This window comes from Clostridium sp. OM05-6BH, assembly GCF_003481635.1.
Taxonomy (GTDB): Bacteria; Bacillota; Clostridia; order Lachnospirales; family Lachnospiraceae; genus Butyribacter.
Genome location: NZ_QULH01000020.1, coordinates 1 through 23,138 on the forward strand (window position 1 = coordinate 1; position 23,138 = coordinate 23,138).

The 23,138-nt window shown below is 43.6% G+C and carries 17 protein-coding genes and 1 other annotated feature; of the genes, 14 read left to right on the forward strand and 3 right to left on the reverse strand.

Annotated elements, in window-relative coordinates; genetic code table 11:
• Positions 1–87 precede the first annotated feature (87 nt).
• Positions 88–504, reverse strand: coding sequence for a DUF1292 domain-containing protein (locus DXB73_RS12195; protein ID WP_022026142.1), 417 nt, complete (start codon positions 502–504; stop codon positions 88–90).
• 834 nt (positions 505–1,338) lie between these two features.
• On the opposite strand from DXB73_RS12195, the gene DXB73_RS12205 reads away from it, so the two are divergent.
• The 12 genes from DXB73_RS12205 to DXB73_RS12260 all read left to right on the forward strand — a co-directional run bounded on the left by DXB73_RS12205 (position 1,339) and on the right by DXB73_RS12260 (position 13,774).
• Entirely contained in the window at positions 1,339–2,055 is a 717-nt protein-coding gene (locus DXB73_RS12205; RefSeq protein WP_118691326.1) for a hypothetical protein, read from the forward strand.
• On the forward strand, positions 2,052–3,047 hold the full coding sequence (locus tag DXB73_RS12210) for a hypothetical protein (RefSeq protein ID WP_118691327.1): 996 nt from the start codon (positions 2,052–2,054) through the stop codon (positions 3,045–3,047). Before DXB73_RS12205 ends, DXB73_RS12210 begins: the two co-directional genes overlap by 4 nt.
• Positions 3,048–3,211: 164 nt before the next feature.
• Positions 3,212–4,312: a recombinase RecA gene (recA, locus tag DXB73_RS12215; protein WP_118508133.1), complete on the forward strand. Its 1,101-nt coding sequence runs from the start codon at positions 3,212–3,214 to the stop codon at positions 4,310–4,312.
• A gap of 3 nt (positions 4,313–4,315) precedes the next feature.
• Positions 4,316–4,783: a regulatory protein RecX gene (locus DXB73_RS12220; RefSeq protein WP_118508131.1), complete on the forward strand. Its 468-nt coding sequence runs from the start codon at positions 4,316–4,318 to the stop codon at positions 4,781–4,783.
• Between the two features lie 92 nt (positions 4,784–4,875).
• The gene (rny, locus tag DXB73_RS12225; protein ID WP_243034771.1) at positions 4,876–6,441 is read left to right on the forward strand and encodes a ribonuclease Y; all 1,566 of its coding nucleotides are present in this window, start codon (positions 4,876–4,878) and stop codon (positions 6,439–6,441) included.
• A gap of 151 nt (positions 6,442–6,592) precedes the next feature.
• Complete coding sequence (locus DXB73_RS12230; RefSeq protein WP_118691328.1) at positions 6,593–7,948, forward strand: ASKHA domain-containing protein; 1,356 nt, start codon at positions 6,593–6,595, stop codon at positions 7,946–7,948.
• 268 nt (positions 7,949–8,216) lie between these two features.
• Positions 8,217–9,008, forward strand: a complete 792-nt coding sequence (gene proC / locus DXB73_RS12235; protein WP_118691329.1) for a pyrroline-5-carboxylate reductase — start codon at positions 8,217–8,219, stop codon at positions 9,006–9,008.
• 64 nt (positions 9,009–9,072) lie between these two features.
• Entirely contained in the window at positions 9,073–9,717 is a 645-nt protein-coding gene (locus DXB73_RS12240; protein ID WP_118691330.1) for a M23 family metallopeptidase, read from the forward strand.
• Between the two features lie 127 nt (positions 9,718–9,844).
• Positions 9,845–11,395, forward strand: a complete 1,551-nt coding sequence (locus DXB73_RS12245; RefSeq protein WP_118691331.1) for an NOL1/NOP2/sun family putative RNA methylase — start codon at positions 9,845–9,847, stop codon at positions 11,393–11,395.
• Between the two features lie 25 nt (positions 11,396–11,420).
• On the forward strand, positions 11,421–11,996 hold the full coding sequence (locus tag DXB73_RS12250) for a hypothetical protein (protein WP_118691332.1): 576 nt from the start codon (positions 11,421–11,423) through the stop codon (positions 11,994–11,996).
• Positions 11,997–12,021: 25 nt separating this feature from the next.
• Positions 12,022–13,161, forward strand: a complete 1,140-nt coding sequence (locus DXB73_RS12255) for an RluA family pseudouridine synthase (protein ID WP_118691333.1) — start codon at positions 12,022–12,024, stop codon at positions 13,159–13,161.
• A gap of 73 nt (positions 13,162–13,234) precedes the next feature.
• Positions 13,235–13,774 carry a Holliday junction resolvase RecU gene (locus DXB73_RS12260; protein ID WP_118691334.1) on the forward strand — a complete coding sequence of 180 codons (540 nt, stop codon included), beginning with the start codon at positions 13,235–13,237 and terminating at the stop codon, positions 13,772–13,774.
• A gap of 3 nt (positions 13,775–13,777) precedes the next feature.
• Here the strand turns inward: DXB73_RS12260 and nrdD are convergent, their stop codons facing one another.
• Positions 13,778–15,940 carry an anaerobic ribonucleoside-triphosphate reductase gene (nrdD, locus tag DXB73_RS12265; RefSeq protein WP_118691335.1) on the reverse strand — a complete coding sequence of 721 codons (2,163 nt, stop codon included), beginning with the start codon at positions 15,938–15,940 and terminating at the stop codon, positions 13,778–13,780.
• 346 nt (positions 15,941–16,286) lie between these two features.
• Positions 16,287–16,519 (forward strand) — a binding site (T-box leader).
• Between the two features lie 129 nt (positions 16,520–16,648).
• Between nrdD and DXB73_RS12270 the strand changes: the two genes are divergently transcribed.
• Both DXB73_RS12270 and galT read left to right on the forward strand, forming a co-directional pair.
• Entirely contained in the window at positions 16,649–18,328 is a 1,680-nt protein-coding gene (locus DXB73_RS12270; RefSeq protein WP_118691336.1) for a 2-isopropylmalate synthase, read from the forward strand.
• A gap of 81 nt (positions 18,329–18,409) precedes the next feature.
• Positions 18,410–19,909, forward strand: coding sequence for a UDP-glucose--hexose-1-phosphate uridylyltransferase (gene galT / locus DXB73_RS12275; protein ID WP_118691337.1), 1,500 nt, complete (start codon positions 18,410–18,412; stop codon positions 19,907–19,909).
• Positions 19,910–20,104: 195 nt separating this feature from the next.
• On the opposite strand, the gene DXB73_RS12280 is transcribed toward galT, so the two are convergent.
• On the reverse strand, positions 20,105–22,969 hold the full coding sequence (locus DXB73_RS12280; RefSeq protein ID WP_118691338.1) for a sugar-binding domain-containing protein: 2,865 nt from the start codon (positions 22,967–22,969) through the stop codon (positions 20,105–20,107).
• Positions 22,970–23,138 lie beyond the last annotated feature (169 nt).

Sequence of the window (23,138 nt, forward strand, 5' to 3'; positions counted from 1 at the left end):
AAAGATACCAACTTCTCTCATAATTAGCCTTAACTTAATGCCATTGGGATTATTCCATCTGCCTGTACCTTAGCCAATTCAAAGGATTTAGTTGTCCAGATCAATAGAGACTCCCGGAATAATATCAGAAATATCGTCCAGATAACCGATATTTCCGTCATCTTCCTCATCGTCATCATCATCATCTTCTTCTTGGGCCATTTCTGCGATCAATTCTTCGAACGCGGCACTGGCGATCTCAAATTCTTCCGGATCGTCCAGACTTTCAAATACCGGATTGCCATCAGCATCCTCAGAATAGATCAATAATAATACTTCGCCATCTTCGAATTCATCATTTGGCTCCGTAGGAACTACAGCAATGTATTCTTTGCCAAGTTCATGAATTTCCAAAGCGGCAACAGCTTCCATGTCCATGTCATTGCCATCTTCATCTGTCAGAGTGATCACTGCATTAAAGTCGTTATCTTCATTAAAAAATAATGCGTTATTTTTGTCGTTCATTGATATCCTCCATTTTACTATTGCTACATACGTGCAACAAAATATAATACGTTTTTATTCAAACTTCTCTGTATATCAGGGAGAGAGTTTGAAATGGTTATTTGCTGTTCAAATAGTAACATTAGGGGCATCTGATGTCAAATAAAAAGAATATAAAATAAATGCTCAATTAAAACCCTCCATACCGGAAGTTACAGACAATCCACATATTGCATATTATGTCAATCAAATAATAGCTATTTTGCAGCCGATAAAGTAAATTATCCTGCCTTCAAAAAAACTATAGCAATTGCTGCAGAACGCAGAGTTTTCGCGTGATTTCTTATTTTGTTAAGTCTCTGATGAATACATGCCTGAAGGATTGTCTGAGATGTCCCGGTTTAGCAAGGTATCATCCATTTTTGGACGGGACGCTTTCGCTACGATGCGCTACGTCACGTTACTTAATGTCTCTGAGATACGAGACATAAGTAACGACGAGCGCAAAGTCCCTTTCAAAAATGATGAATACCTTGCTTCCGGGACTTCGAGTTTCCGAAAGGCATGTAAATCGATCATCAGAGACAACAAAATCTAGAAATCACTGTGAAAACTAATTGCGGCAAAGCAATTGCTATAGTTTCTTGATGGCAGGACTCACTATATCGCGGCTGCAAAATATAATTAACCCATCGACATAATAAGCAATATGTGGATGTGTGAGATATTGAGGCATGGGAAGATGGAATAATTTATTAACGGATATTAACGGAACAGGGGGATATGTGGTATAATTGATGGAGAATGTAGACAGGTTATAAGGTATGGCAGAGTGTCTGCGGAATGGAGAATAAAATGGGCAGTAAAGTATGGACAGCAGGTAATTTATATGTGAATCAATCCGGTAAGATCGTACAATTGATGGCGGTTGCAAGACAGGAGGGCAGTGCGCAGGAGCTTGCCATATATCAGGAGATGCATGCACCATTTACCGTATGGGCAAAATCTCTGTCAGCTTTTGAGGCGACTTATCATAAGATGGCAGAAGTGTTAGAGGAGAAGCGTGCGCCTCAGGAGAGAACGGCAGAAGCATCCGGGGAGGAGCGTGCACCTCAGGAGAGAGTGGTAGAAGCATCCGGGGCAAAAAGTGCTTTGCAGGAGAGTGTGTCTGAAGTGTCGGCGCAGGATTTGTCTCAGGAGAACGAATCAGAGGCATCCGAGAATCAGCGCGCACAGGGGGAGAATGTGCCTGCCGGTGGGACGGATGTGAGCGAAGAAGAGCTGCGTATGGCACTGGAAAAGGGGCAGCCGGAAAAATATTTGTCCGGTCGCATTACAGAAACGGAAATCGCCAGGCGAGGCATGCTTCAAATATTAGATGCAGAGTCTTTTCGAGAAAAGAGACAGCTATTAGTGGGACTGCGTCCGTATATTGACAAACTGTTACTACACAATATTGCAGCAGCGTTAGATGTTGTTTTGGAAGAAGGAACGCTTGATGATCAGTTTGAGTCACTGCTTCATTGTGTTGATGCACATGCCAGATATGAAGGAGGGAGATTGCGGTCATGATCAGGAAAATTATACGCAGTATGACACAGGGGTCTGTCAAGACAAAACTTTTTTTATGGGCAATGATTTTGCTGGGGATAGCATCTGTTGCATTGTTTATCGCAGCGTGGATACTGCAGCTTCCGATATTTGCACTGGCAGCGCTTGTATTGTTGGTCGTTGCCTTTGCGACTGTAAATTCTGTTACGATCAATACACAGAAGGCTCAAAAATCAAATAAAGATACATACGATGAAGGAAAAGAAGCACATTCGCCACAGGAACGGCAGCGAGCCAAGGCAAGATATCTGGCCTCGCTTCAATCGAAAGATGTCAAAAAGATATTAAAGCAGCATAAAGTAACGCAGTCTCATCAGAAACTTATGATTGATTCTTACCAGGAGAGAAAATTAGAGCAGGTTCCGGCATTTGCCTGGAGAACTGACAAAACATTACATTTTCTTGTGCTAGAGGGCCATGCAAATGAATTTGAGATTCCCATGGATCAGATCAGGGGTATTTATTATGAAAAAAATGTAACTGCAGATATCGAAAAGGATTATATCCCGTTTCAATATAGTACGTACATTGCTAAAATGTTTCAAGATCTTTTGCCGGAATATGCAGAACGTAACGTAGACGGAGAACTTGTTTATCAAAAAAATTTATTTTATTTGAGCAATGGATTATACATAACGAATACGTCAATGGCAAATTTGATGAAGCTGTTGCCAAAGGTCCCGTTTTTATTGGATGACAGTGTGAGTCGCAGCAATCGCCTGGACGCATATTTTAAGGAAATATACAAAAATCGTGTTCTTTGTGAGGCCCATGCGATCACGATGGATCAGTACCGTCAGTCAATAGAGGACATATTAGAGGATTTGATACAGGCGCCCATCAGCGGACAGGAATTTGTGAAAAGTCTTCGCGATATGACAAAATACCATCTGATCGATCAGCAGCAAGTTAGCGGATGTAGCCAAAGATATCGTCAGATTAAAAATATATGACATGATGCAATAAAAATAATACGTAATTATATATTGACATATGTTAAAAATAAAGATATAGTATTAGTATACTTGAATTGCAAAAAGATGTTGACAGGATAATGAAAAAGCATTATCATACAAAAAGAACACTTGTTCGAATTAAGAAAGGATGGAATTTAGTTATGGCAAACGAAGTAAAGATCGATGAAAATAAAAGAAAAGCGTTGGAGTCTGCACTGTCTCAGATTGAGAAGGCATATGGTAAGGGTTCCGTTATGAAATTAGGCGACAATATGCATTTGAATGTGGAGACCGTACCATCTGGTTCTTTGGGGTTGGATCTCGCTCTGGGTGTTGGCGGTGTGCCAAAGGGACGTGTGGTAGAAGTGTATGGACCAGAGTCTGGCGGTAAGACGACCGTTGCACTGCATATGGTAGCAGAGGTGCAGAAACGCGGAGGTATTGCCGGCTTTATTGATGCGGAGCATGCGCTGGATCCGGTGTATGCCAAGAAGATAGGTGTAGATATTGACAACCTATATATTTCACAGCCGGATACCGGAGAGCAGGCATTGGAGATTACAGAGACAATGGTGCGTTCCGGTGCAGTTGACATTGTGATCGTGGATTCTGTAGCAGCACTGGTTCCGAAAGCAGAGATTGAGGGTGAGATGGGAGATTCTCACGTTGGTCTTCAGGCAAGATTAATGTCTCAAGCATTGCGTAAATTGACAGCGATCATCGGCAAGACCAATTGTACGGTGATCTTTATCAACCAGTTGCGTGAGAAAGTTGGTGTCATGTTCGGTAATCCGGAGACAACGACCGGTGGCCGTGCATTGAAATATTATTCCTCCATTCGTTTGGAAGTCAGACGTGGGGAGCAGATCAAAAAGGATGGTGAGGCGATCGGTAATCGAACCAAGATCAAAGTTGTGAAAAATAAAGTGGCACCACCATTCCGTACTGCTGAGGTTGATATTATTTACGGAGAGGGCATTTCCAGAGAAGGAGATATTTTGGATCTGGCCGTTGCAGAAAATATTGTCAATAAGAGTGGCGCTTGGTATGCCTATAACGGAGATAAGATCGGTCAGGGACGTGAAAATGCAAAACTGTTCTTGAAAGAACATCCGGATCTGATGGAAGAGGTTGAACAAAAAGTACGTGAAAAATATGCTCAAAAAGAGGGTGTTGATCAGGTAGAGAATGAGGAAAAGGCGTCTGATAAAACAGTTAAGGAGCCGGTTAAGGCAGCCAAAAAGGCTGACGATGCGGAATAATCGATGGAAGATGAGAAATTAAAGGCAACGAAGAAAGCGATGGGATTGTTGCAACATATGGATCGCACGGAATGGGAACTTCGCAGTAAGTTAGAACAGGCGGGATTCTCAGAAGAAGCAGTGGAAGCGGCAATACAATATGTTGCCGGGTATCATTATATTGACGATAAGAGGTATGCAAAGCGGTTTGTAGAAATATATCGCGAATCCCGAAGTATGCGAAGAATACGTCAGGATTTACAAAAAAGACACGTTCCGGAGCAGTGGATCACGCTGGCAATAGAGGCTGTTGACGAGGATGATACCCCGGCACTGCAAAAGGCACTGGAAAAACTGCTCCGAGGAAGGACAGAACTATCTTATGAAGAGCAGCAAAAAGTAACGGCAAAACTGTATCGGCGGGGGTTTCGACTGGATGCTGTTCGTCGCCAAATTGACCTATGGCGCGAGCGAAATGATTGCCAATATTAGGGGAAGTTTACTTGACATTTTTCTGTGAAAAGTATAAAATTGAACTGTTGTACTATGTGCAATGAATATTTATAAGGAGGTGCTTCAGTTCGATGTCACCAATGGTTATTAAAATAGTAGCCGTTGTGATCTTACTGGTTGCCATCGTTGTTACGGCACTTTTGACGAAGACGATTTCTATTAAGCGTTATCAGGAATCTGAGAATCAGAAGTTGAACAATGCAGAGGACAAGGCTCGTCAGATCATTGATGAAGCTGTAAAGACTGCAGAGACGAAAAAGCGCGAAGCCCTATTAGAGGCGAAGGAAGAAGCGATCAAGAATAAGAATGAAATTGAGCGTGAATCCAAAGAGCGTAGAGCCGAAATTCAGCGATATGAAAAGCGAGTATTATCGAAAGAGGAAGCTCTGGACAAAAAATCGGAAGCCTTAGAGAAGAAGGAATCCAAATTAAATGCGAAAGATGCGGATTTGGATCGTCTTAAGAAAGAGTTGGAGACGATTAAGAACAGCCATCTTCGCGAGTTGGAAAAGATTTCCGGTTTGACCTCCGAACAAGCAAAGGAATATTTGTTAAAATCTGTAGAAGAAGATGTGAAACATGAAACTGCTGTTCTCGTTAAGGAATTAGAGAACAAGGCAAAGGAAGAGGCAGACAAAAAGGCAAAGGATTATGTTGTGACTGCGATTCAGCGATGTGCTGCGGATCATGTAGCAGAGACAACAATCTCCGTTGTTCAGTTGCCAAATGAGGAGATGAAAGGACGAATTATTGGTCGAGAGGGACGTAATATTCGTACATTAGAGACTCTAACAGGTGTAAATCTTATTATTGATGACACACCAGAGGCAGTTGTTTTATCTGCATTTGATGGAGTAAGACGAGAGGTTGCTCGTATTGCTCTTGAGAAACTAATTGTTGATGGACGAATTCATCCTGCAAGAATTGAAGAGATGGTGGAGAAGGCACAGCGTGATGTTGAGTCGATGATTCGTGAAGAAGGTGAAGCAGCAACATTAGAGGTTGGTGTTCATGGAATTCATCCGGAATTAATTCGTTTGTTAGGTAGAATGAAGTTTAGAACCAGTTATGGTCAGAATGCATTGAAACATTCTATTGAGGTTGCACATTTGTCTGGCTTACTTGCCGGAGAAATTGGTGCTGATGTGCGTCTAGCAAAACGCGCAGGTTTGCTTCACGACATTGGTAAATCGGTCGATCAGGAGATGGAAGGTACACATGTTCAGATTGGTGCGGACTTATGTCGGAAGTATAAAGAGTCGGGTATTGTAATTAACGCTGTGGAAGCACACCATGGCGATGTGGAGCCAGAAAGCTTGATCGCATGCATCGTTCAGGCAGCAGATACCATTTCTGCAGCTAGACCGGGTGCTCGTCGAGAAACACTGGAAACATATACAAACAGATTGAAACAGTTAGAAGATATTTCAAATAGCTTTAAGGGAGTTGAAAAATCATTTGCCATTCAGGCAGGACGTGAAGTTCGTGTCATGGTTATACCAGAGAAGGTATCAGATGATGACATGATACTATTAGCAAGAGACATCGCTAAGCAGGTTGAGGATGAACTGAAATATCCTGGCCAGATTAAGGTAAATGTTATTCGTGAATCCAGAGTAACCGATTACGCTAAGTAAGGCGCAATGGAGTAAAAATGAGCGAAAGAGGTCGTGCGGAACGACCTCTTTTCTTTTCCACAAATAAAAACTAGAGTGTGACGAGAACAATGAAAAGTATGGGCATTACCTTTTACATAGATAGAAAATAATAGAAAGAAGGTGACAGGAGATGGTGATCTTAAAGAATTCTACACGCGAAAGCGCTAAAATAGGACAAGCGATAGATACGCAGTTTCAAACGGGAGGAGATCCATGGCTGGCAGTAGACATTGGAACGACAACGGTGGTAGTTGATCTATATACTTCTTATGGTGAGCTGGTAGCAACGTTAGCAGAAGACAATGCACAGGGAACCTATGGCAGTGATGTTATGATGCGGCTTATGCATGTCAAAGAGGGAAGAGGCGACCTTTTGGTACAGCGTATACGCGAGCAGATCTTCCAAATGGGCAGCAAACTGATCTGTAAATGGAAGTCACTTTTTGCGCAGACTGTACCGGTTCAAATGGCGGTGGTAGGAAACACGGTCATGTGTCATCTCTTTTTGCAAAAAGACGTTACCGGTCTGATGGGAGCTCCATTTTCGGCAGCTTATGAAGGCTGCTATACATTATTGGGGAAAGATGTTGGCTGGAAAGACTGGAATACGTTAGCCATTACAGTATTGCCTGGCATAGCGGCACATGTTGGCGCAGATGCTGCGGCAATGCTTGGAAATTTGCGGATGTGGGATGCGGACAAAATCCAATTAGCGGTTGATCTGGGAACGAACGCAGAGATTCTGTTAAATAACAGAGGAACACTGTATGCGTGTTCTACTGCCGCAGGTCCGGCATTTGAGGGAAGAGGGATCACGCATGGCAGGAGAGCGAGAGCAGGGGTTATTAATGCGGTGAAACTGTTTCGTGGTGCGGGCAATATCGAGCTTACCTTGGTGTCTGCTCGAGAACAAAATGATCAGAAGCCGATAGGGATCTGTGGTTCCGGATTGGTAGATCTTCTTGCGGCTCTGCGCCGCCATCAAGTGATGACATCGGATGGCTGCCTGCTTTCTGGTGAAGAAGCGATGCAGATAAACAGTGCCAGACCATTTGCGGACTGTCTGACTACGGATGTTAAGGGAGAAAGACAATTTGTTCTGTATGACGATATTGTATTGACGCAGCAGGATATTCGTTCTGTGCAGTTAGCGAAAGCAGCGATACAGAGCGGCATGATGTTGTTATTAGAGCAGGCAGTGGTGTCAGTGGAGGACATACAGGAGCTGTACGTTGCTGGTGTCTTTGGAGGATTTGTCAATCCGGGCAGTGCAAAACAGATGGGACTCTTACCTTCTATTGATGATAAGAAAATCATTTTTGTTGGGAACGCAGCGGGAAAAGGAGCAGGCGAAGCGTTATGTGACCCGAAATTTATAGATATGCTGCAGGAGCATATCGCAGACATACATCATATTGAACTGGCAGAGCAGGCAAAATTTACACAGGTATATATGGATTCTATGGAAATTGCGCCATGGCATTGATAATGCGATTGCGCCAAGGCATTGATACTGCGATTGCGCTATGGCATTGATACTGCGGCTGCACCGTGGCATAAATATAGCGATTGCGCCATGGCATTGATACTGCGGCTGCACTGTGGCATAAATATAGCGATTGCGCCATGGCATTGATATTGCAGCTGCACTGTGGGATGCTTGCCTGTCATAGGGGATTTGTGCTACTATGTAGTGAGCCTTATAGAGGTTTTAGATGCACGAAAATGGCTTGGACAGAAAGAAGGAATGAGACATGAAATTAGCATTTATTGGAGCTGGAAATATGGCACAGGCGATGATCGGTGGTGTGCTGCGTAAAGGTTTATTGCCTAAGAATGAAATCATTGCAACGGCAGCGACACAAAAGACGATTGACACGGTAGCAGCACAGTATGGTGTGAATGTCACTTTAGATAACAAAGAGGCTGCAAAAGCAGATATTATCGTGCTTGCAGTGAAACCGGTTTATTATGCGGAGGTAATTGCAGAGATCAAAGATGTTGTGTCTTCGGAGCAGATTATTGTTACGATTGCAGCAGGCAAATCCGTTGCCTGGGTAGAAGAGGCATTTGGTGGATCTCATAAGATTGTTAGGACGATGCCAAATACACCGGCGTTAGTTGGTGAAGGAATTACGGCGGTATGTCCAAATGCAAATGTTGGAGAAGAGGATTTAAAACAGGTATGCGATATTTTGGAGAGCTTTGGAAAGGCAGAAGTGATCAGCGAAAAGATTATGGATGCTGTTATTGCGGTTAGTGGAAGTTCTCCTGCATATGTTTTCTTATTCATTGAAGCCATGGCAGATGCTGCTGTAGCGGAGGGAATGCCTCGTGCGCAGGCTTATCAGTTCGCTGCACAGTCTGTACTTGGCAGTGCTAAAATGGTATTAGAAACCGGAAAGCATCCGGGTGAGCTTAAGGATATGGTATGTTCACCGGCGGGAACAACCATTGATGCGGTACGTGTGTTAGAGCAAGGCGGGCTTCGTGGAATCGTCATGGACGCAATGCATGCTTGCGCTGAGAAAAACCGCAATATGTAAGGAATCATTTGAATAATCGTGTAGCCGGAAAGCATATGCGAACATAGAAAGCATATAATTTCTTATGAACAAAAATAAGATCCGTATACGAAAGATATGGCTTGTTTTTGCAGTGTATGTTATATTGATCGGCTATATGGGGCTGTATATTGCGAATTGGCAGAGCAGGCAGAACAACTTGCTGAAGTATCAGACGTTAATGCAGCATAACCATATATCTTCGCATAGCAGAGCGTTGCTTCGTGATATGGAATGCTTTCCGGTGCGAAAGGATCGCCGAGGTAAAGTATCTTGGGACTTTGAGGATGGCTATGGAGCACCGAGAACGTTTGGTGGCAAAAGAAGTCACGAGGGTGTAGATATCATGGCTTCCAAAGATCAGCCGGGGTGCTTACAGATTCAATCTGTGTGTGATGGTGTGATTGAACAAATTGGCTGGCTGAAATTGGGAGGATACCGTATAGGTATTCGTTCCAAACAGGGATATTATGTGTATTATGCGCATTTACAGCAATATGCACCTGATCTGCGCAAAGGCAGCAAAGTAAAAGCGGGCGATTATTTGGGGTTAATGGGTAATACCGGGTATGGACCGGAAGGGACCAGTGGTCAATTCGCGGTACATCTGCACTTTGGAATCTATATTGCAAAGGATGGCAGAGAGCAAAGTATGGATCCATATCCTATACTATGGTATTTGGCACAGTGAATATTTACAATGCTGTTATAAGAGATTGCAGTGTTGCTGGAAAGGGAAATCCAGCTTGTAATGCCTGATAGTCAGGTGTTGTTATGAGGGGATTACAGTATCGGTAGAAAGGAAGGATACGGTTACAATGACGTTACCAAAGAAATATCAACAAGCCATGCAGGACTTGCTTGGAGAGGAATATTCCGCATATATAGAAAGTATGCAGCAGAGATCACAGACTGCCATACGAATCAATACGGCTAAGATTTCTTTGGAACAATGGGCGGAAATCTGTCCGTTTGAGACAAAGCCGGTACCGTGGACGGAGAAAGGCTTTTTGACAACCGATGAGCAATGTAATCCTGCCAAACATCCTTATTATTATGCGGGCTTGTATTATATTCAAGAACCCAGTGCGATGATACCGGCATCGATCCTGCCTGTGCATGAAGGAGATCGAATCCTGGATGTATGTGCAGCACCGGGGGGCAAGGCGACAGAGCTGGCTGCGAAGCTGCGGGGAACCGGTCAATTGGTTGCAAATGATATTAGTGTTTCCAGGGCGATGGCACTTGCGAAAAATTTGCAGATTGCCGGGGCGGTCAATGCAGTCGTTACAGCGGAAAAGCCGGAACGATTGCAAGAGTCCTTTTTACAGTATTTTGATGGTATTTTGATCGATGCACCATGCTCCGGAGAGGGGATGTTTCGCAGAGATCCCCATATGGTACAGGATTGGGAAGAAAAAGGACCGCAATATTATGCTCCGATCCAACGGGATATTTTGAAGGCGGCTTATCAAATGCTTCGGGAAGGTGGATATTTGGTCTACTCCACATGTACTTTTTCGCCGGAAGAAGATGAAAAAAATATATTGTGGTTTTTGCGGCAATTTCCGGATATGCACGTTTGTGAAGTCCCACGTAAAGAGGGCTTTTGCAGCGGAATCACGGATGCGGCATTGACAGAAACGGAACGGCAGCAGCTATCTCGCTGTGTTCGAATTTTCCCACATAAGACAGTGGGAGAGGGTCATTTCGCTGTCCTTTTGCAGAAAGGAGATTCGTCGGCTGTAGAGCAGGAAAGCAATTCCGCGGAGCAGGAAAATTCCCTTGCCGAGCGAGTGCATGATCATGGTTTACGTATGGCAGAGAAAAAGCATCAAAGTTTCGGAGCAGAACGAAGATCAAAATATGCCGGTACGAGACAACAACGTCTCTCCGGGAAAAAAGACCGCAGAATGAAGGATGGAGATAACAATCTTGTGGCTAAGGCGGCTTGGTGGACAGGATGTCTTTCGGCTCCCGGGGCAGAGAGGTATCGTTTGATTCCCGGCAAGAAACAGTTTACGCTAGAAATGGAAGGATCCGTATCGTGGAAAGGGCTTCGCTGTATTCAGACAGGATTGATCGTGGGTAGCGCAGAGAAACGATTTGAGCCGTCCATACAGCTTGCACTTTCTATTTGCGATAAGGACAAGCTTCCGTATGTGAATTTATCTTCCGAAGAACAGGATGTGATCCGTTATCTGAAAGGAGAGACACTGCAGGATGTGACTGTTTTGAATGAGGGGATGTTAAAGCAGACGGAAAATTATGTGTTAGTATGTGTAGATGGTTTTGCATTAGGCTGGGGAAAATATATGCAGAATGGAATGCTAAAAAACAAATATTACGCAGGATGGCGCATGCAGTAATTACAAGATATGATTGGAGGAACGGATGAAAGCGAAACGTGGAGATTTCGGTTATATAAACAATAGAAAGAAAAGAACCCTTACGATAGCAATTATTTATAGTGCTATTTCTATTGGGATTTATGTATTGGGATTGGTGCTGAATCATATGTCCAGACAGAATTTATTTACGGTGATCGCAGTGTTAGGGGTACTGCCGATCGTGAAACAGATTGTTGGTTTTGTTGTGGTATTTCCGTATCATTCTGTAACCGAGGAACAATACCAAAAAGTGCAAAAAGCTTTGCCGGAGAGGATGGAACTGATGACAGATCTGGTGATCACTTCTTCCGAAAAGATTATGCATTTAAATTTTTTGGCAGTAGGTAATGGACGAGTGATTGGCGTATTGGGCAATGGAAAACAGGAATTATCCTATGTTAGAGAGTATTTGTCCAAGGGCGTTGCTAACTGGGGAACGCAGTATAAAGTGCAGATCGTGGAGAAGCAGGCGATGTTTTTACAGGAGTTAGCAAGAATTGATTCCATTCCGGAATGTACGGAGGATCAGGAAGAAGAGTTGGAACATGTGAAATCTTACCTGCGATCTTTGATCGTATAACCGAGAGAAAGGGCAGAGAGCTATTATGCGAGAAGTAATAATTTCTGAACGCGAGGAAGGACAGCGTTTGGATCGCTATTTGGAAAAATATATGCCGGATGCTCCGAAAAGCTTTTTTTATAAGATGATGCGCAAGAAAAACATTGTGTTAAACGGGAAAAAAGTGTCTGGGTCGGAGCGGATTCAGACCGGCGATCAGATAAAATTGTTTCTTGCGGATGAAACAATTGAGGGTTTTCGGTCAGGGAAGAAAGCTCAAGAAGTTGATTTGGGCGCACAACACCTGTCACAGGCAAAGAGGCTGACTAATGGTGCACGACAGATGCCACAGGCAAAGAGGCCGACTAATGGTGCACAACAGATGCCACAGGCAAAGAGGTCGGAAAAGGGTGCACGTCAAGGAAAAATAGAGTTGCAGCAGGGGTACTATGACAGAAACTTGCCGCCGTTGCAAATTGTCTATGAGGATGCTCAGTTTTTGGTGGTTAATAAGCCGGTTGGAGTGCTGTCCCAAAAAGCGGACAGAAATGACAGGTCGATCGTTGAACAGATTACAGATTATTTGGCAGATAATGCTGCTGATGACACGTTTCGTCCGGGAATCTGTAATCGTTTGGACCGAAATACTTCCGGCCTGATCGTAGCAGGAAAGACGGTACGTGCGCTACAGGACATGAATAAGCGGTTCAAGGAACGTACAATCTGCAAATATTATTTATGTGTTGTTCATGGAAGTGTGTCAAAAAAGCAGTATTTGAAAGGCTACCTAGAGAAGGATAGTCGAACCAATAAAGTGACAGTAAGACAACAGCCCGGCCCTAACAGTGTACCGATTGCAACGGAATACCTGCCGCTTCAACAGGGGATGTATCAAGGGGAATCTTTTACCCTGCTGCAGGTGCATCTGATCACAGGTAAATCTCATCAAATTCGTGCGCATTTGGCAAGCATTGGTCATCCATTGGTGGGGGACGTTAAATACAGTACGAAACGAGCGTCTGCCTTCGACCGAGAGCAGTTACATCAGCGAGTGCAATTGCTGCATGCTTGGCAGCTTATATTTACGGCACATGGAAAAGAATATGTTTGGAAAGCGGAACTCCCAGACAATTTTGCACAGGTACTGCGCAGACTAGGGATGGAAACGGAACAGAACAGTATTTAGCTGAGATAGTGCGCAGACTAGGGATAGAGATTAAATGATCATATTGCACTATTCATAAGGAGTTGAGAGAATTATGCCATCTTGGAATTCAAGAGGACTTCGAGGCTCTATGTTAGAGGAAGCCCTTAATATGACAAATGAACAATATCGCAAAGAGCATTTGGCATTAGTACAAAAAATACCGACGCCCATTACGCCGATCAATATCGACAAAGAGCATCGGCATATCACCTTAGCATATTTTGAACAAAAAAGTACCGTAGATTATATCGGGAATGTGCAGGGGGTGCCAATTTGTTTTGATGCCAAAGAATGCGCCGGGGAGCGTTTTGCCCTCCAAAATATCCATGAGCATCAGATGGAGTATATGCAGGACTTTGAGCGGCAAGATGGCATTGCGTTTTTGATCGTCTATTTTAAGGAAGCCGGTGTCTATTACTATGTACCGTTTCGCGATGTAAAACGCTTTTGGGATCGTGCAGCAGAAGGAGGACGCAAAAGCTTTTTGCGTCACGAACTGGATCAGGATTACCAGATACGCACATCAAACCAAATATTCATTCATTATTTGGATGCTTTAAGCCGCGATCTGGAGTCCCGTCCGGAATCTTAAATATTATAAATGCAGCACGCGTTCTTTGATCTCCTGGGTACGTCCCTGATTCCAAAATTGCGTCCCAATATACCCACAGGTACGTCTTGCAACGTTCATTTTGTTCTGGTCGGTGTTGCCGCAATTTGGGCATTCCCAGATCAGCTTACCATGTTCGTCAGTGACAATCTGAATCTGACCGGTATAACCGCAGCATTGACAATAATCACTCTTGGTATTTAATTCCGCATACATAATATTATCATAAATATATTTCATAACATTTAATACGGCTTCGATATTATTTTCCATATTCGGTACTTCCACATAACTGATCGCACCACCCGGAGATAATTCTTGAAATTGCGCCTCAAATTTCAATTTATCAAAGGCATTGATCTCCTCAGTTACATGTACGTGATAACTGTTAGTGATATAGCCGCGGTCGGTCACACCTTCGATAATGCCAAAGCGTTTTTGCAGACATTTGGCAAATTTGTAGGTGGTGGACTCTAGCGGAGTACCATATAAGCTAAAGTCGATGTTGGTTTCTTCGCGCCATTTTGCACAGGCATCATTCATATGCTGCATGACTTGCAATGCAAATGGGGTGGATTCCGGATCAGTATGACTGTGTCCGGTCATATATCTGGTGCATTCGCATAATCCGGCGTATCCCAAAGAAATCGTAGAATATCCGTTATATAGCAGTTTATTGATCGTCTCACCTTTCTTCAGACGAGCGAGAGCACCGTACTGCCAAAGGATTGGAGCAACGTCGGAAGGCGTATCTAATAAACGCTTGTGGCGGCACATCAGTGCACGATAACACAGGTCCAGACGTTCATCAAAAATCTGCCAGAATTTATCCATATCCTTGCCGGAAGAGCAGGCAACATCCACTAAGTTGATCGTGACAACGCCCTGATTAAAGCGGCCGTAAAACTTTGGCTTATCGTTTTCGTCATGATAAACAGTCAGGAAGGAACGGCAGCCCATGCAAGGATAGCAGTTGCCATCTTTTAATTTACGCATGATCTTTTCAGAAATATAGTCAGGAACCATTCGTTTTGCCGTACATTTTGCTGCCAGTTTGGTTAGTTCCCAATATTTACTGCCTTCAGTAATATTATCTTCTTCCAATACATAGATCAGCTTTGGAAAAGCAGGAGTAATATATACACCTTTTTCATTCTTAACGCCCTGAATACGCTGGCGAAGGATCTCTTCCGTTACGAGTGCAAGATCATCACGCAGACGTCCTTCCGGAACTTCATCCAAATACATAAATACCGTAACAAATGGTGCTTGTCCATTAGTTGTCATCAAGGTGATCACCTGATACTGGATCATCTGTACGCCACGCTTGATCTCGTCGCGCACACGCTGTTCCGCCACATCATTGATCTGTTCTTCGGAAGCAGCGATATTCGCTTTTTCGAACTCATCACGCACCTGCAGTCGGAATTTTTGTCTGCTGACATCCACAAATGGGGCGAGATGTGCCAAAGAAATGCTCTGTCCGCCGTACTGGGAACTGGCAATCTGTGCAATGCTCTGCGTTGCTATATTGCAGGCAGTTGAAAAACTCTTTGGCCGTTCAATCATGGTTTCACTGATCACAGTACCGTTTTGCAGCATATCTTCCAAATTGACAAGACAGCAGTTGTGCATATGCTGTGCAAAATAATCGGAATCGTGAAAATGTATAATGCCCTGTTCGTGTGCGGCTACGATATCCTCTGGGAGCAAAAAACGCTTGGTAATGTCTTTACTGACTTCGCCGGCCATATAATCGCGTTGTACACTATTTACGGTAGGATTCTTATTGGAATTTTCCTGCTTTGCCTCTTCATTATTACATTCCAACAGGCTTAAGATCTGCTTATCGGTTGAGTTGGATTTGCGGACTAAGGCGCGAGTATAACGGTAAGTAATGTATTTGCGTGCCAGCACAAATGCACGTTTGTTCATGATCTGATCCTCGACAAGATCCTGAATTTCTTCGACGCCGAGAGTTCGGCCAATGTCAGAACAAATCTTCTCTACATTAGTAGAAATCTCCTCGATCTGTTCTTCTGATAATTGATCAACAGCGGCAACCTCGCAGTTTGCTTTTTTGATCGCTGCTGATATTTTGGTGACATCAAAATCGGCTTCAATGCCACTTCTTTTCATGATTTTCATGAATGCAACCTCCTCCATTCAGACTTGCTTCCTAATCGAGGAAAGCACACAGACTGCGTGGATATGCATACTTTCTCGGATTTTTAGAAGTACTATATAATGTTCGAAAAATGTCATGGTGACACTATATATTGTGTTTTCTCGACGGGATTTATACTAGCACATTTTTATTTACAACACAATCCCCATAATCCACATTATGCCAATACCAAAAATACGCTATGTTATCAAAAATGCAGTCTGGGAGTTTCTTTGAAAGCTGCCCTTAAAAAAATTCCATACTTGGAAGATACAATGATAAAAATTGGGGGTTTTCAAATTAGAATGTATGTGGTATGATGTTTGATGAAATGCGAAGAAGAGAAGTAGTAACCATAGAATGGAATGCAGAAAGCTGTTGGTTGATGCGAAGCAGTGGAAGTGATATGGCGAACTCGTCTCGGAGCAGCCGGTTGAACTTTAGTAGATCAGGACGGATTCCCACCGTTAGAGGGGAAAGGTATTGACAAGTTGTTGATGTACCTGTGAGCGCATGTTTTTCATGAATAAGAGTGGTAACGCGGATGATCCGTCTCTATATTATATAGAGACGTTTTTTACATTACGAAAGAATTTCACGTTGATCCTTATACAAACTCTGACAGAATGCACACAGATGCGCAACGCATTACAAGGACTCAAAGGGGAGTCTGGAAAGTGAGGTTATTTATGAAAGGATTTGAAAAGTATCAGAAGAGTTATTTTATGCCACCGGAGGATTGTTATGAATGGGTAAAGAAAGATGCAATTGATAAGCCGCCGGTTTGGTGCAGTGTTGATTTACGTGATGGCAATCAGGCTTTGATCGAGCCAATGAGCCTGGACGAGAAAATAGAGTTTTTTAAGATGCTGGTTAAGATTGGATTTAAGGAGATCGAGGTCGGTTTTCCGGCAGCATCCGAGACAGAGTTTACTTTTTTGAGAGCACTGATCGATCAGCATCTCATTCCGGATGATGTAACGGTTCAGGTACTTACACAGGCAAGAGAACATATTATCCGCAAGACATTTGAAGCAGTGGATGGTGCACCAAATGCAATCGTTCATGTATATAATTCTACATCTGTAGCACAAAGAGAGCAGGTGTTCCGTAAATCCAAGGAAGAGATCAAGGAGATTGCAGTAAACGGAGCAAAACTGTTAAAAGAGCTTGCTGCAGAGGCACATGGTAACTTCCGCTTTGAATACAGCCCGGAGAGTTTCCATGGAACAGAAGTAGATTATGCAGTAGAAGTATGTAATGCCGTTTTGGATGTATGGCAGCCACAGGCAGATGCACCGGCGATCATTAATATCCCTGCCACTGTCGAGAATGCAATGCCGCATGTTTTTGCAAGCCAGATTGAATATGTCAGCAAACATCTGAAATACCGTGATAATGTTGTTCTTTCTCTGCATCCACACAATGACCGTGGTACTGGCGTGGCAACTGCGGAGCTTGGTGTATTGGCAGGAGCAGACCGTTTGGAAGGCACTTTATTTGGTAACGGTGAACGTACCGGTAATTTAGACTTAGTAACTGTTGCTATGAATCTGCATTCTCATGGTGTGGATTCCAAGTTAGATTTCCACAATATGCAGGAGATCGCAGATACGTATGAGCGTTTGACAGCAATGCAGGTATCCAAGCGTCAGCCATATGCAGGTGAGCTTGTATTTACCGCATTTTCCGGTTCTCATCAGGATGCTATCTCCAAAGGTATGGCATATCGCGAGGAGCGTAACGAAAATCTTTGGACGGTTCCATATCTGCCGATCGATCCGAAAGATGTTGGAAGAACATATGATTCGGATGTTATCCGTATCAACAGCCAGTCCGGTAAGGGCGGTGTAGCGTATGTATTAAAACAGAATTACGGATTAGAGATTCCAGACCGTATGCGTGAGGAAGTCGGTTACCTGATGAAGGGTGTTTCCGATCATGCACATGCAGAGCTCAGTCCGGAAGATATGCTGCGCGTATTCGAAGAGACATACAGCCAGCCAAAGCGCAGTTTTGCTATTGCAGAAGTACACTTCCAGCAGAAAGATGGTATTACAACGCAGGTTACTTTTGAGCAGGATGGCAAAAAAGAAGTTGTCGAGGCAAAGGGAAATGGACGTTTGAATGCAGTCAACAATGCGATCAAGGATTTCTTAGGTATCAGCTATGTATTGGATGTATATGAGGAGCACGCATTGTCGAAGACATCTTCTTCTAAGGCGATGGCTTATGTTGGAATTACGCAGGATGAGAAGCAGTTATATTGGGGCGTAAGCAGTGATGAAGATATTATTCGTGCTTCCATTGATGCGTTAGAGCACGCAGTAAATCACATGATCGAGATTAAGGGCGAAAAAGTACACTAAGCCTATCAAAGATTTCATATTATTTATAGAGAGGGGTCTTAGCGGGCCCCTCAACCACATATAGAAAGGTACGGTAATAGCATGGCAGATAACAGTGTGTTGATTGATGAGTTGGTTCGTTATGGGGAGAAAAATGGTTTGGTCGCAGCGGAAGATCGTGTGTATGTGATCAATCGTTTGTTGGAGATTTTGCAGTTGGATGAATATCAGACACCAGAGCAGGAGACACCGGTACGGCCGGTTCATGAGATTTTAGCGGACCTTATGGAAAATGCATATTCCCGTGGTGTTATGACAGAGAACAGCGTTGTTTATCAGGATTTATTTGATACGAAACTGATGGGAGCACTCGTTCCGGCACCAAGTACCGTGATCCGCAAGTTTCGCAAGTTGTATGAAGAATCACCCAAAGCGGCAACAAACTATTATTATAAATTAAGTTGTGATACCAATTATATCCGCCGTGATCGAATCAAGCGTGATGTAAAGTGGACCGCAGATACAGAGTATGGGACATTAGATATTACGATCAATTTATCTAAGCCGGAGAAAGATCCTAAGGCGATCGCCGCTGCCAAAAATGCACCACAGAGTGCTTATCCGAAATGTTTGCTGTGTAAAGAAAACGAGGGGTATGCAGGTAGAGTGAATCATCCGGCAAGACAGAATCACCGTGTTATTCCGGTAACCATTGATGGCGGTCAGTGGGGATTGCAGTATTCTCCTTACGTATATTACAATGAGCACTGTATCCTATTTAATAGTGATCATACACCGATGAAGATTGATGAATCTGCCTTTCGTAAACTGTTGGATTTTGTGCGTCAGTTCCCACATTATTTTGTAGGTTCAAATGCCGATCTGCCAATTGTGGGCGGCTCGATATTGGCACATGAGCATTTCCAGGGTGGTCATTATGAATTTGCGATGGAAAGAGCGGACATCAAGCAAACATTGACGATTCCGGGCTTTGAGGATGTACAGGCTGGGATCGTAAATTGGCCGATGTCGGTTGTACGTATTCGTCATAAAGAGGCTGAGCGCCTGGTAAAGCTTGCTGCACATATTTTGACGGCATGGAGAGCATATACGGATGAAGATGCTTTTATTTATGCGCAGACGGATGGAGAACCACACAATACGATCACACCGATCGCGCGAATGCGGGACGGGGAGTTTGAACTGGATCTGGTACTTCGCAATAACATTACAACGCCGGAGTATCCGTTAGGTGTGTACCATCCACATCAGGAACTGCACCATATTAAGAAAGAAAATATCGGCTTGATCGAAGTTATGGGTCTGGCAGTCCTTCCGGCAAGATTAAAGGGAGAAATGCAGCGTTTGGGCGAATACATTATATCAGGAAAAGATATTCGAGCCGATGAGGAACTTGCAAAACATGCAGACTGGGTAGACGAGTTTTTACCAAAATACGATGCGATCACAGAAGATAATGTGGATGAAATTCTTCAGACGGAGATCGGTATCGTTTTTAAGAAAGTATTAGAGCATGCCGGTGTTTATAAAAACACAGACGAAGGTATGAATGCATTTATGCGGTTTATTCAATCACTTTAGAATTAGAGTTTGTAATAATGAGGTATGTTCTTTCACATTAGGTTGAAAGCACATATAAGAGTATCAAAATTGAAAGCCACCAAGATTTGATATGTCCTGTCAGTGACAGGGTACTCATCAAGTCTTGGTGGCTTTTTTTCTTTATAGGAAACTGCTTTTGTTTATATCTTTTATTGTTTTATTCGGATGTGACCGTTAGTCTTCCTTGCAAAATACACGTTTAAGAAGTGCCATATCCAATGTCTGCTCAGGTGCGAAAGCATCCGAGGTCACATAATCCAGTATTGATCTTGCAAAGCATTTGATCTCAGGATACTCGGCAACCTCACTTAAACGGCTGGTACATACCATCAAGGTACCCTCGCCAACTTTACCTTCAAACAAGATACCCAGTTTGTGGTTACGTTCAAAGTTGTCAACCATCTGCACGATCGGGCGGTAGCTCTTATCGGTCACGTCATCTAAGATAGCACAGTCACAGTGCGATACGATCTTATACCACTGTGGTGTGGAATATTTGTGAGCCGGGAAAGAAGCTAAAGCCGGATGATCCTTTTGGATCAACAGCCCCATTGTACCGACAGCAACCGGCTTCTTCATCCATTCGCAAATATCGCGGAACATTGGATAACACCAAAAATCCGTACAATAAAAGCCTTCGATCTTGTCGGCAAGTTCGGTTGGCAGATACAATACTTTTTGACCATTTTGAAGCAATGCGCAGGCTTCTGCGTAATCAGCCGTCACATGGACTTCATTGGCACCTTCACCGATCGTCATGCCGGAGACCGGAATTTTCGTTGACAGTGTTGGGAAGCAGTATAGCTCATAGGTGTTTGCCATATTGGTTTCCGGTACACTAAGATCCAAATGATAAGTAGCAGCTTCCGTAATCTCCGGAAAATCAAAGGTTATCTCATCTAATTCTACCAGGTCAAAAGCACCATCCGGAATCACAACGGATCCCTCTCGAATGATCTTTTTCTGCTGTTTTAATTCCCAGTGAAGAATTTTATTCTCCAACTTCTCCGGATTGTAGTAGCGGATCGCCATCTTAGCACGGAAGGTTTCTCCTGCCTGATAGACATATTTTGGAAACTGTGCTAACAGAATGTGATCGGAACAGTATCCTGCCCATTCCTCCGGTGTAACATGTCCTTTGCTGTCCATAAAGGCATCCAAAATACCAACGAGAGCGGTACCCTGACCGGAAAAGTCCTGAATATCCAATATTTGATATCCAGCGAGCAGTTTCGTACGAGCAGCAGCCTCCAGTTCTTCCTTGTAGCATTGAACAGACAGCTTACCACTGGTGTAGAAAAAGTCATCGGCTTGATCTAACATGCCCTTTTCTTTCAAACGGTCTCTGAATACTTCGAAGTTTCTTGCTTTGAGAACGCCGGTATATTTATCAATCTCACGGAAGTTTGGATAAACCGCAAATTGTCCGATCTCATGGGAGACAACCGGAATATGTGGGATCAAAACACCCCCATTATCGGCAGCTTTTACTTTCTTAACGCCGGTTCCGTATTGGATTTCAATCTCTTCCGCATCGTTGCCGGCATCGGCGGCTGCATTTGTAGGATGGATCACTTCATCGTAGTTATGATCAGCAGAAGGTTCATCCCACTGAATATGTCCCAAAGGAGCATCACACATACCATAGGAACCACGGAATAAACGGTTTTTGCTAAAACGGACTCCGACAAAGAAATCGTCTTCCGGTAATAGTACCGGGGTGTGCTGGAAGTTGTTGGAACCCTGTGTATACAGATGACGATCATCCACCTTGCGATAATTTGTAATGATCTCTGCCATGCGCTCTTTGCTGCCCCAAAGCTCATTTCCAAGAGACATCATACAATAAGAAGCATGGTTACCAAATTCATCCATCATGCGATAACCTTCTTCGATCAGATAATCCTGCTCTTCGGCATTGTGCCCTTCATCACCCGGTGCGGTCAAGGTTCCCCAGAAAGGAAGCTGAGGTTCCATGTAAATACCCAACAGATCAGCCGCCACAAATGCAGCGTCCGGAGGGCAGCAGGTGTGATAACGGTAATGATTGATACCGTAAGATTTGGAAATGCTCATAACGCGGATCCATTCTTCTACGGAAGTAGGAACCGCTCCGGTCATTGGAAAGATCAAACCATCGTGTTTGCCACGCAGGAATGTCGGTGTCCCGTTGATCAAAAATTCAGTCTCTGATGTGGAAAAGTCGCGCAGACCGAATGTTGTCACGCTCTCCTCGTCGGTACCCGGAATTGTCAAGTGCAGTTCGTAGATGACCGGACTGTATTCGCTCCAAAGTACAGCATCTTCTCCCAGTTCATAAGTAAATTCGGCCGTTCCTTTGCCGACCGGGAAGAAAATGTCCTGAAAATATGCAGCAGGTACTTGTACGCCTGTCTTGCCGGAAATGTCCATTAATTCAGCTTCGGCACAGACAGACAGATTGCGTTGCGTCTGCGTTGTATTGTTGGTGGTAATCTCTACACGGACAGATTTGTGCTCTGTATCCGGGTAGGTTTTGATATGTTCGATCATGATCTCATCACATATGTGAAGCGATATCTCGCCGATAATACCATTCCAATTCGTCTGGGTATCCGGAGAGGTCAGATGACCGCCTTTGGTCGGGTAATCCACATTAGAAACTAAAATAGTCAGACGAAACGTGTTGTCCTTAATATAAGGAGTCAGATCGTAATGATGTGGAGTAGTAAGGCTGTCTCTGCATCCGACCTCTACATCATTAACCCAAACACGAGTCAGGCGTGTACGTTCCAAATGTAAATAAATATTTTTGTTTTTGAAATTTTTGTCCAAGGTAATTTCTTTTGCATACCATGCGTAACCTTCAAACAAGTATGGATCAGTCAGAAAACCGATTTCTTTCTTGTCAGAAGGAGTTCCCTTTTTGGCGATCGAAGTCGTACCGGGAAGTGTAATCGTATCTGCAGGCAGACTACGGAAAATTCCCTGCTCGATCCCTGTTTTGTCCGCATCCAAGGCAAATGCCCAATTACCGGATAAATCCATTCTCTTGATCATACTTAAACTCCATTCTATCAATTTTGTACTACAAGATCTGACATTTACTCATCCCTCGTCAGATCCACATTTAAAACTCGCTCAAACTTCCCATACTTCAAATCCTCCACAACCACATATTACTTATTATGTCAGCAATAAATAAACCATTTTGCAGCCAATACAGTAA